This window comes from Amycolatopsis sp. MtRt-6 (assembly GCF_017308975.1).
Lineage (GTDB): Bacteria > Actinomycetota > Actinomycetes > Mycobacteriales > Pseudonocardiaceae > Amycolatopsis.
The window spans coordinates 1-10403 of sequence record NZ_JADWPD010000060.1; the positions used below are offsets into that span (position 1 = coordinate 1).

General features: G+C 75.0%; 8 protein-coding genes. 5 read left to right on the forward strand and 3 right to left on the reverse strand.

The window, feature by feature from the left end:
* Nucleotides 1-621: transposase family protein (locus I4Q55_RS48525; protein WP_206797800.1), on the reverse strand; the 621-nt coding region annotated here is incomplete at its 3' end.
* Nucleotides 622-1007: 386 nt separating this feature from the next.
* Here I4Q55_RS48525 and I4Q55_RS50880 point away from each other — a divergent pair.
* From I4Q55_RS50880 to I4Q55_RS48545, 4 genes are read left to right on the forward strand one after another with little or no spacing between them, the layout of a single operon-like run.
* Nucleotides 1008-2849 carry a fibronectin type III domain-containing protein gene (locus I4Q55_RS50880; RefSeq protein ID WP_206797802.1) on the forward strand — a complete coding sequence of 614 codons (1842 nt, stop codon included), beginning with the start codon at nucleotides 1008-1010 and terminating at the stop codon, nucleotides 2847-2849.
* A gap of 11 nt (nucleotides 2850-2860) precedes the next feature.
* Nucleotides 2861-3814, forward strand: coding sequence for a MoxR family ATPase (locus I4Q55_RS48535; RefSeq protein WP_206797804.1), 954 nt, complete (start codon nucleotides 2861-2863; stop codon nucleotides 3812-3814).
* A gap of 4 nt (nucleotides 3815-3818) precedes the next feature.
* Nucleotides 3819-4979 (forward strand): DUF58 domain-containing protein, encoded by a 1161-nt coding sequence (locus I4Q55_RS48540; protein ID WP_206797806.1) that lies wholly within the window; start codon nucleotides 3819-3821, stop codon nucleotides 4977-4979.
* On the forward strand, nucleotides 4976-7084 hold the full coding sequence (locus I4Q55_RS48545; RefSeq protein WP_206797807.1) for a transglutaminase domain-containing protein: 2109 nt from the start codon (nucleotides 4976-4978) through the stop codon (nucleotides 7082-7084). The genes I4Q55_RS48540 and I4Q55_RS48545 overlap by 4 nt, the downstream gene beginning before the upstream one ends.
* Before the next feature lie 12 nt (nucleotides 7085-7096).
* Here I4Q55_RS48545 and I4Q55_RS48550 read toward each other — a convergent pair whose 3' ends face one another.
* Together I4Q55_RS48550 and I4Q55_RS48555 are read right to left on the reverse strand one after the other, a co-directional pair.
* Complete coding sequence (locus I4Q55_RS48550; protein WP_206797808.1) at nucleotides 7097-8338, reverse strand: protein kinase; 1242 nt, start codon at nucleotides 8336-8338, stop codon at nucleotides 7097-7099.
* A gap of 127 nt (nucleotides 8339-8465) precedes the next feature.
* A complete protein-coding gene (locus I4Q55_RS48555; protein WP_206797809.1) occupies nucleotides 8466-9776 on the reverse strand; it encodes a serine/threonine-protein kinase in 1311 nt (436 codons plus the stop codon).
* 165 nt (nucleotides 9777-9941) lie between these two features.
* On the opposite strand from I4Q55_RS48555, the gene I4Q55_RS48560 reads away from it, so the two are divergent.
* Nucleotides 9942-10325, forward strand: a complete 384-nt coding sequence (locus I4Q55_RS48560; RefSeq protein ID WP_206797810.1) for a hypothetical protein — start codon at nucleotides 9942-9944, stop codon at nucleotides 10323-10325.
* The last annotated feature ends 78 nt before the right edge of the window (nucleotides 10326-10403 follow it).

A 10403-nucleotide genomic window follows, 5' to 3' on the forward strand; every position in this document is an offset into this window, starting at 1 on the left:
CAATGCCTGCCAGCGGGTTTTGAGGATGGCCATGGCGCGTTCACCCAGGGCCCGGGCTCGGGCGTGCAGCATGTTGTGGACCCGTTGCCGGGCGTTGAGGGGTGGTTGACCTGCGGTTTTCTTGAACGGGGTGAGGATGCCGATCCCGGCGGCGTGGTAGGCCTTGTCGGCCAGAGTTGTCAGGCCCTGGCCGGCGGCGGCGGTCAGCGCGCCGATGATCCTGTGGTCGCGGGCGGCGGAGAGGTCGTTGCGGGAGCCGGGCAGCACCGCCGACACCCACAACGGGAACCCATCGGAGCTGGCCAGGAACTGGATGTTCCCGCCGAAGGCGCGGTGTTTGCCCGAGTACCACAGGTGCACGATCCGGCCGCGGTTCTTACCTTTGGTTTTGATCGTGGTCGCCGCGACCCGGTCACACGGGATCAGGGTGCCGTCGAGGATCACGTGCGTGTCACCGGCGGCGTGCCGCTCGCGCAGGACCTGATGCAGGTCCGGAGCCTGGGCGGCAAGAGCGGTGATGGCTTCGTGCAGGTAGCGGTAGGCGGTGGCGATGCTGATGCGGTGATCGGCCGCCAGCCGGTGCAGGGGGGTGGCGTCGCGGAACCAGCGCAGCACCAGCACCGCCTGCCAGTACGGGGTCAACGCCCGCCGGCCCCGGCGGGTGCCACGCCGCCGACGCTCGGTGTGCAGGACACGAGCGACGAACCAGACCAGTTCACGCGCCACATCGAGGGTGGCACCATAATTGATCACGTGGGGCCTCTGGAACCTCGGACTTGATCTTCGCAAATCCAGTCCTACCAGGGGCCCCACGCCTTATCCACACACACCGCTACTGAGAAAACCTCAATGTGGCGTTGGTTGCGTCTGACGCACCGAACGCCACATTGGGTGCGTGGGACGCACCGAACGCCACATTGGTGCGTCTGGCGCACCCCGGGCGTCCGATTCGGGCCGGATGGATCAAACGTGTACTCCGTGTGTATCCGTCGCAGTACCCTGGGTGCGTGATCCGAGGAGGGAAGGGGGCCGCGTGGCGGGCGCGGGCTCCGATCGCGGTGGTGGTGGCGGGTTGTCTCGCCGTGGTGGGGCTCGCCGTGGGCGGCGCGGCCGATCCGCTCGGCGGGTTCGCGTTCACCCCGTCCGGGCACTGGGTCTACAACCCGCAGCTGGGCGCGGCCTTCCACGTCAGCAGCGGTGGTGACCGCGCCGACGCCCAGGTCGACGTGCCCGGTGCCGGGGCGGGCCCGGTCGTGCAGGGCGACACCAGCGGGTTCGTCATCGGGCCGTCGAAGATCGTCGAGTTCGGGAAGTCGTCGCTGACCGTCGAGAACACCACCGCGGCGCCCGCCGACGAGCGGCCGGTCACGCTGGAGGTCCGCGGCGGCCCGTACGCCGTGTACCGGCAGGCCGGCACGATCGCCCGGCTCGGGGATCTCGCCATGATCCCGGCGGGCGGCCCGATCGGCGACGTCGTCGCGACCGGGGACGGCAAGCTGTGGCTGCAGCGCGCCGACGCCGGGCTGCTGTGCGCACTTCCCGAGCACGCCGATCGCCTGTCGTGCCCGATCGCGCTGCCCCAGGGCCACCGGGGCCGGCTGACCGTGGTGGCCGACCGGCCGGTGTTCGTCGACACCACCGACGACACGATGCGGCCGGTCGAGGCGACCGAGCTGGGCGGCCCCGCGCCGCTGGAGCTCGACGTGCCCGACACCGCGCAGCTCGCCTCCACCGACGTGGCCGGGCAGCTGGCCATCCTCGACGCGCCGGGGCAGAAGCTGCACCTGGTGGACACCGCGGGCCTGGCCAAGGACCGCCGGCCGGTGCGCCCGCGGACGGTCAGCCTGCCGCCCGGCGACTACACGGGCATCGAATCCTCCGGCGGGGTCGTCGCGGTGGTCAACCGGACCACCCACACCCTGCACACCTTCGACAGCGCCGGCGTGCCGCGGGCGCAGCGCCCGATCCCCGGCGGGGACAGCCAGCCGCCGCTGGTCAAGGGCGGCGACGCCCGGGTCTACGTCGACGGCGCGGACGGCGCCCACGTCATGGTCGTCGACCACGACGGCGGGGTCAGCGAAGTGCCGGTCACCGGCGACCGGAAACCCGGCAGCGACAAGAAACCCGAGCAGCCGCAACCGCCGCCGCCGGCCGCCACGCCCCAGGCACCGCCGCCGGCTGCCGGCGAGGACCGCGGACCCGTTGCCCCGCCGAAGAAAACGCAGCCGCCGAGGCAACAGCAGCAGCAGCAGCCGCCGACGAAGACGGCCCTGCCGGCCAGCCCGCCCGGCGCGCCGCGGTCGGTCGCCGCGACGGCGGACGACGGGGCGGCCACGGTGTCCTGGGGCGCGGCCGCACCGAACGGCGCGCCCGTCACGAGCTACCGGATCAGCTGGGCCGGCGGCGGGAAGACCGTCGACGGAACCACGCGGAGCACCCGGGTCGGCGGCCTGGCCAACGGCACCGCGTACGTGTTCACCGTGGTGGCGGTGAACCGGGCGGGCGACGGCCCGGGCGTCAGCTCGAAGGCGGTGACCCCGCGCGCCGCGGTCAGCCCGCCGGGCCGCCCGGGAAGCCTGGCGATCGAGGCCACGACCAAGCACACGTGGGCGAAGGTGACCTGGACGGCCGCCGCGCCGAACGGCGCCGCGGTGACCGCCTACCACATCAGCTGGGTCCGCGACGACGGTTCCCGTCCCGGCTCCAGGACGCTGTCGGGCTCGGCGAGGACGTACACGATCGAAGACATCTGGGACGGCAAGGACGTCCCGTTCACCGTGACCGTGACGGCGGAGAACAGCGCGGGTACCGGGCCGTCCGCCTCGGCGCACAAGGCGCCGCCTTCGTGAGGGGAGAAACAGTGCAGCAGCCGCGGGCGACCGAGGTCTACGCCCGGATCGCCGAGAACGTCCAGGGAGTGCTGCGCGGCAAGCCGGAAGTCGTCCGGCTCGCCGTGGCCGCCCTGCTCGCCGAAGGGCACCTCCTGATCGAGGACGTGCCCGGGCTCGGCAAGACGACGCTCGCCCGGTGCCTGGCCCGCAGCATCGGCGGCACCTGGAACCGGATCCAGTTCACCCCGGACCTGCTGCCCGGCGACATCACCGGCGTCATGGTCTACCACCAGAACAACGAGCGGTTCGAGTTCCACCCCGGCGGGATCTTCGCCAACGTCGTGCTCGCCGACGAGATCAACCGGGGCACCCCCAAGACGCAGTCGGCGCTGCTGGAGGTGATGTCCGAGCGGCGGGCCACCGTCGACTCGGTCGCGCACGACGTGCCGCACCCGTTCCTGGTGATCGCCACGCAGAACCCGATCGAGATGGAGGGCACCTACCGGCTGCCCGAGGCCCAGCTCGACCGGTTCCTGATGCGGATCGCGGTCGGTTACCCCGACCACCAGGCCGAGCTGGAGGTGATCATGCGCGCCTGTGCCGGGTACGGTCCCGACGAGCTGTCGCCGGTGGTCGACCTGGTCACCCTGCGCGCGGCGATCGACGAAGTCCGCGAAGCCCGGCTGGATCCGGCGATCCTGTCGTACGCGGTCCGGCTCGCCGAGTACACGCGCGACCACACCGAAGTCCGCTTCGGCGCGAGCCCGCGAGGCAGCATCGCGCTGGTCCGCGCGGCGCAGGCGATCGCCGCCACCGAGGGCCGGGCCTACGTGACCCCGGACGACATCAAGCTGGTCGCGAAACCGGTGCTGGCGCACCGGCTCGTGCTCACCGCCGACGCGGAGCTGAACCAGCGCGAGCCCGCCGGCGTCGTGCAGGAAGCGCTCGACAAGACGCCCGCGCCCGCCATCAGCGCGGTGTGAACCGATGCGGCTGACCCCTCGCGGCGCGGGTGTGCTCGCTGCCGCAGTACTGCTCTACGCCCTCGGCGAGGTGGCGGGTTACGTCCTGCTGCGGGCACTGGCCGGCGCCGCCGCGGGCGCGGTGCTCGCCGGGATCGCGGTCACCCTGCGCCGTCCCCGGGTGGCGGTGCGGCGGGAGATCTCCGCGAACCGCATCCAGCTCGGCGGCGCGACGACGGCCACGCTCGTGGTCAGCAACCCCGGCGCGCGGCGGCAGCCGGGCTTCACCGCGCGGGAACGCAGCGGCCACGGCGAGGTCGTCGACGTCGGTTCGCTCGCCCCGGGAGCCTCCGAGACGTACTACTACAAGCTGGCCGGCCGGCGCCGGGGCCGGTTCACCGTCGGGCCGCTGACGCTCGAGCGCACCGACCCGCTGGGCCTCCTCCGGCGCCCGGTCGCCGCCGGCGACACCGCGACGCTGTGGGTCTACCCGCCGCTGCGGTCGGCACGGGCACCCGGCGCGGGACACCCGCGGCACCACCACGACGGCCCGACCACCGACGACTCGCTGCACGGCTCGGCCGACCTGCGCGACGTGCGGGAGTACGTGGTCGGCGACGAGGTGCGGCACCTGCACTGGAAGGCGACCGCGCGCACCGGGCGGCTGATGGTGCGCGACTACGTCGACCCGGACCACCCGCGGTTCACGCTGCTGCTCGACACCCGCCCGCCCGTGCTGTCCGCCGCCGAGTTCGAAGAAGCGGTCGAGCTGGCGGCGTCGCTGGTGAACGCGGCGGCGACGGCCGGGCACCGCTGCCGCCTGCTCACCTCGGCCGGGGCGGACGTGGCCACCGACGGCGGCGCGGTCGGCGTGCGGCCCCTGCTCGACGTGCTGTGCGAGGCCGCACAGGAGACCGGGGACGCCCTGGTCCCGGCGGCGTTGCGCCGGACCGGCCTGCGCGGCGGCTGCCTCGTGGTGGTCACCGGCCGGGCGAGCAAGGACCTGCCACTGCTGGCCGCGGTGCGCGCGCACTTCTCGGCGTTGTACGTGCTCGGCGTCGGAACGCACGGGCTCGGCATGGACGGCCTCGGCGTGCACGGCATCGACGGCGTGCGCGGTGCCCGCCGGCTCAGTGCCCCGGACGCGCGGGAGGCGGTGAGCCGGTGGAACCAGATGGTGTCGTGAGAGCCGGGATTCCCCGCGGTGCCGAAGCGGCGCTGCTGGCCGCGGCGGCGCTCGGCGGGCTGCTGTTCGGCCCGGTGTTCGGCGTTCCGGCGCTGCTGCCCGGGCTGGTCGTCGTGCTGACCACGTTCGGGGTGGCCGAGCTGTGCCGCCGCCGTCCGGGGCTCACCCCGTGGCGTCCGCTTCTCGTGCTGGGCGCGGGACTGGTGGCGGTCGTCGAAACCGTCCTGCCCGGCACGACGCTGGGCGGGCTGCCGACCGCGAACTCGGTCTCGGTGCTCGCCGACGGCGCCCTGCACGGCTGGCAGCGCACCCTGCAGTCCACCTGGCCCGCGCTGCCGGAGCCGCGGCTGGTGGTCTTCGTGCCGCTGCTCGTGCTGCTCGCCGCGCTGCTCGGGCTCGAACTGCTGCACCGGACCCGGCGGCCGCTGCTCGCGCTCGTCCCGGCGTTGCTCGTGGTGGTGCTGAGCCAGGCCTACGCGGCGGCGAGCGGTCTCACCGCCGTCCTCGCGGGACTCGGCCTCGCCATCCTCGCCGCCCTGCTGGTGCTTCTTTGCCGGAGCCAGGCCCGGCGGTCACCGCTGCTCGTGGCCCCGGCGATCGCGCTGGGCCTCGCCGGGGCGATCGCCGCCGGCGCCGTCCACCCGACCGGCAGGCCGGCGTACTCGTTGCGGGACGACGAACCCGCGCCGGTGCCCGCCGCGTCCGTGGCCAGCCCGCTGGACGACCTCGCCGCCCGCCTCCGCACCCCGGCGGCGCCGGTGTTCCGCTACACGGCCCCCGAGCCGGTGGACGCCTGGCCCGTCGCCGTCTTCGACGACTTCGACGGCGTGAACTGGCGGACGGACACCGACTTCCGGCGCGTGGGGCGGGAGATCGCGCCCGGCCCGGAGGTCAGCGTGCCGGTGTCCCGCAAGTCGGCCCGGGTCGAGGTCACCGGGCTGACCGGGCCGTGGCTGCCGAGCCAGACCTGGCCCGCCTCCGTCGAAGGGGTCCCGGCGCTGGTGGACGAGCACCGCGGCACCCTCGTCGCCGAACGGTCCGCGGCCGGTGCCCGGTACACGGTCGGCTGGTGGGAACCGGAAACCGACGCTGCCGCCTTGCGCGACGCGGCCCTGGATCCGGGCTCGGGCCTGGGCGGCCTGCGCGAGGTGCCGCCGGACGTCGACGCGCTCGCCGAGCGGGTCCTGCCCGGGTTGTGGCCGTCGTTCCAGTCCGCGCTGGCGCTGGAACGGTACCTCGCCGAGAACTACCGGCTGGCCGTCGGCACCGACCTGCCCACCGGGCACGGGTGGCCGCAGCTGCGGCGGTTCCTGGTCGAGGACAAGCGCGGCACGAGCGAGCAGTTCGCCGCGGCCTACGTGGTGCTGGCCCGGCTGCGCGGCATCCCGGCGCGCCTGGTGACCGGGTTCCGGGCGCCGGAACGCCCGGAGCCGGACGGGTCGTTCGTGGTGCGCAACGGGAACGCCGCGGCCTGGCCGGAAGTGGCGGTCGCCGGCGTCGGCTGGGTCGCGCTCGACCCGGCCGCGGGAGCGGCCCGCAGCGGCACGGGGACAGCCGGTGTCGCGGCCGCGGTCGCCCGGGCGCGGGCGGAACTGCCGCCGGACCCCCAGCTGCGGAACCCGGAGATCGCCGCGGGATCGTCCACAACGGACTCCGAGCAGTCCGGAGTGGACTGGCTGGCCCTGACGATCGCGGTGGCGGTCCTGCTGGCCGCCGTCGCGCTGGCCTGGCTGGCCGGAGTTCCCGCGGCGGTCGGCGTGCGAGCCTGGCGACGGCGCCGCCGGACGGGCCGCGACGCGGTGCTCGGCGCCTGGGCCGAGGCACGCGACCGGCTGCGCGCACACGGGGTCGCGGTCACGGCGGGCATGACGGTACGAGACCTCGCGGCCGCGGCGGGCCCGGTCGCCGACCAGACGACGGTGCGGGGGCTCGGCGCGCTCGCCAGGACGGTCGACGTGGCGCTGTGGTCCGGTACCGCCCCGCCCGACGCGGACGGGGCGGCGTGGGCCGCGGTCCGAGCCGTCCGCGAGGGGCTGGGCAAGCGACCGTGGCGGGAGCGGCTGCGAGCGGCACTCAACCCGGTGGTGCTGCGCCGGTTGCGTTGAGCGCGGACCCGATCAGCACACCGCCTCGCGAATGCCCCTGGCCTGGCTCTGCCAGGTGCCCCGCGGGCTCGTCGCCTGGATCCGGAAGCAGTAGGCGCGGCCGGGCCGCACGGTGATCTGCTTGCTCGTGAGGCGCTGGGCGAGGACCACCGTGGGCCGGGCCTGCCCCGCTTCGGTCACCAGCACGGCGAAGTCGAGGTTCGGCGGGGCGTGCCAGGTCAGCTCGACGTGGTCCTGCCGGTCGACCGGCGGGTCGAGGTCGATCCGCACGGCACCGGCAGCCGTCGAAGACGCGGGCGCGGGAGCCGGCGCCGGCGGCGCGGGGCTCGTGCCGCCCTTCCGCCACAGCAGCACCGCGGCCACCACGACGACGGCGACGGCGAGCCCGGCGAGCGCGAGGGCGGGACCGCGCCGCTTCCGGTGCGGGGCCGGCTGCTCCGCCGGCCGCGGTTCGAGGACGAGCAGCGGCTCGCCACGCGCTTCCCGTAACGCGGCCAGCGCGGCGAGGACCGCCTCGTCGTCCGGCCGGTCCCGCGGTTCCTTGGCGAGCAGCCCGGTCACCAGGCGCGCCAACGCCGGCGGGACGTCCGCGAGTTCGGGCGGGGGAGCGTCGAACACCCGCAGCACGAGGGCGTCCGCCCGCTCGCCCGGTGCCGCCGGGAACGGTGCCTGCCCGGTGCGGCAGAAGTGCAGCAGCGCGCCCAGGCCGTAGCGGTCCGCCGCCGCGTCCATGACCCCGCGGCTCAGCGTTTCCGGCGCGAGGAACCCCACGTCCGCCGAAGGGCTCCGCCCGAACCGGCGGCGCAGGCTGACGCCGAAGTCCGCGACCACCGGCTCACCGCCGTCGGTGAAGAGCACGTTGCCCGGGTGGACCCCGCCGTGCGGCACCCCGGCGTCGTGCGCGGCGGCGAGCGCTTTCGCGACGGCCGTGGCCACCGCCAGGGTTTCCGGCACGCCGAGCGGGCCGGTGCGCGCGACCCGGTCCGCCAGCGATTCGGCGCACCAGGGCGCGGCCAGGGCCGTGCGCCCGTCCGGCAGCTTGGTGACCCGTTCGGCGAGCCGGATCGGCGCGGCGCGCAGCCTGGCGAGCGCCGCCCGCTCGCGGTCGAACGCCACGCGCGTCTGCCGGTCCAGCGGTTCGCGAAGCACCTTCACGACGACCCGCTCACCGGGCCGGTCACCGGGGGCGAGGTACGACGACGCGTGCGGGCCGTCCCGGTACGGGATCAGGCCGTCGGCGGGCGGATTCTCCATCTCGCCGGTCATCGTAGCCCCCGGCGACCACCGATCACTGAGGCTTATTCAGCCGTCGGCCGCCACACAACTTTCGCCCTGATCAGCGGTGTGCGGGCGGGGCGTGGCGGCCTGACCAGAACAAGCCTCACTCCCTGCAGGTGGCGCCGCGCAGCGCCCGCGGGCGGCTGGCCTCGACCCGGACCCCGTTCGTCGCCTGGACCTGGAAGCAGTACTTCAGCCGCGGGTCGATCGTCACCCGCGCCGAGTGGTCGTGCCGGACCAGGGTCGTCTTCGTCGGGCCGGCTTCGACGGCGACGACCACCGCGAACTCCCACCCGGTGGGGCCGGTCCAGGACAGCGCGGCCGTCGTGCCGAGGTCGGCGGGCTCGGCCAGTTCGAGCGTGACCGGCTCGGCGGTGCGTGACGGGACGCCGGGAGCGGGCGCCGCCGGGGCGGGTGGCACGTACTCGGCGGGCCCGCGGGTGAGGAACCACCCGGCGCCGACGGCGATCGCGACGGCCGCGGCGATCGCGGCGAACCGCCGCGCCCGGTTCTGCCGGACGGGCGGGGCCTCCCCGGCGTCGTCGGCGAGAGGCGGTGGCCAGGCGAACACCTCGGTCCCGAAGGACGTCCGGGGCGCGCCCGGGGTCTCCGGCTCGGGTTCGGGGCCGTGTTCGTCCCACAGCCGGATCAGCTGCCGCGTCACCGCTTCGGCGGACGGCGGCCGCTGGTCCGGGTCCTTCACCAGCAGCTGGTCGACGAGCACGAGCAGGTCGATCGGCGCCTCCGGCCGGTCCACCGGCGGTGCCGGGGTGTGGCGGACCACTTCCCGCAGGGCATCGGCGCCGGCATCGGCCGGAAACGGCGGGTTCCCCGCCAGCGCCGTGTGCAGGACGACGCCGAGCCCGTACAGGTCCGACGCCGTCCCGGCGACGCCGTCGTCGAGGGTTTCCGGGGCCAGGTAAGCGATCCCGTGCTCGTGGTCGCGGACGAACACCTCGCGGAGGGTGCGCTCGAAATCGCTCAGCACGGGCTCGCCCGACGTCCGGAAGAGCACGTTCGACGGCGTGACCCGGCCGTGCACGACGCCGGCCCGGTGGGCGGCGACGAGCGTGGAAGCGAGCGTGATCCCGAGGACGAGCACGTCGGTGACGGGAAGCGGGCCGGACGTGGCGATCAGCCCGGCGAGTGACTGCGTACACAGCTCCATGCGCAGCGCACACCGGCCGTCGGGCATCGGCTCGACGCCCTGCGGGACCACGATCCGCACCGTGTCCGCGAGCTGGGCGAGGGTGGCCAGCTCGCGGTCGAGGCGCGCGCGGGTCCGCCGGTAGAGGCGGCCGGGGAAGATCTTCAGCGCGACGGCTTCCCCGCCGCGCCGGCACGCGCACACGGTCCCGGACGCTCCGCCGCCCAGCGGCACCAGGCTGTACTGGCCCATTTCCGCCGTTTCCATCGCCACTCTCCCGGATGCCGCCGCTGCTGGGTTCCGGGTCGATCGTCGCGCGCCGGGCCGTCCGGCGGCGGGCCGCGGCCGGTTGCTGCCACCGCCCGCCGCGCGCCCGCGTGCCCGGGAAGACTCCGATGCGGTGCTTGTTCCCGCGACAGGGGAGGATTCGACATGGTGACCAGCAAGGCGGAGCGGCCGGTGCTTTCGGTGCGGGCGGCGCTGCGCAACGCGGCTTTCGCACGCCGCGCCGATGTCCGCTACCTCGCGGTGCCGCGGACGGCGTGGCTGGGTCACGCGGCCCCGAAAGCCGAGCCCGAGGACGAGGTCGGGATGGGGGAGGACGTGCGCGAGCCGGACCTCCCGCCGCTCAGCAGGGCGGCGGTGACGCGCTTCGGCGCCGTCACGTCCACCCTGCTGTACGGGGTGCCGACGAGCGTGCTGATCGGCACTCCGGTGGGTCTCGCGGTCGGGGCGGCCGCCGGGGTGTTCGGCTGGCTGGCGGGGCGTTCGCTGGCCGACGAGTACTACACCCGTCACCACGGCGAAGACGCCTGAAAACACACGGCCGCGGGGGGGGGGGGGGGGGGCCCACCCCCCGGGGGGGGTGCCCCCCCGAAGCACACCCAGCACACG

Coding starts and splice junctions, on each gene's coding strand:
- I4Q55_RS48550 (WP_206797808.1), bottom strand. CDS start 8,338: ATGGAGAATCCGCCCGCCGACGGCCTGATCCCGTACCGGGACGGCCCG.
- I4Q55_RS48540 (WP_206797806.1), top strand. CDS start 3,819: ATGCGGCTGACCCCTCGCGGCGCGGGTGTGCTCGCTGCCGCAGTACTG.
- I4Q55_RS48560 (WP_206797810.1), top strand. CDS start 9,942: ATGGTGACCAGCAAGGCGGAGCGGCCGGTGCTTTCGGTGCGGGCGGCG.
- I4Q55_RS48555 (WP_206797809.1), bottom strand. CDS start 9,776: ATGGAAACGGCGGAAATGGGCCAGTACAGCCTGGTGCCGCTGGGCGGC.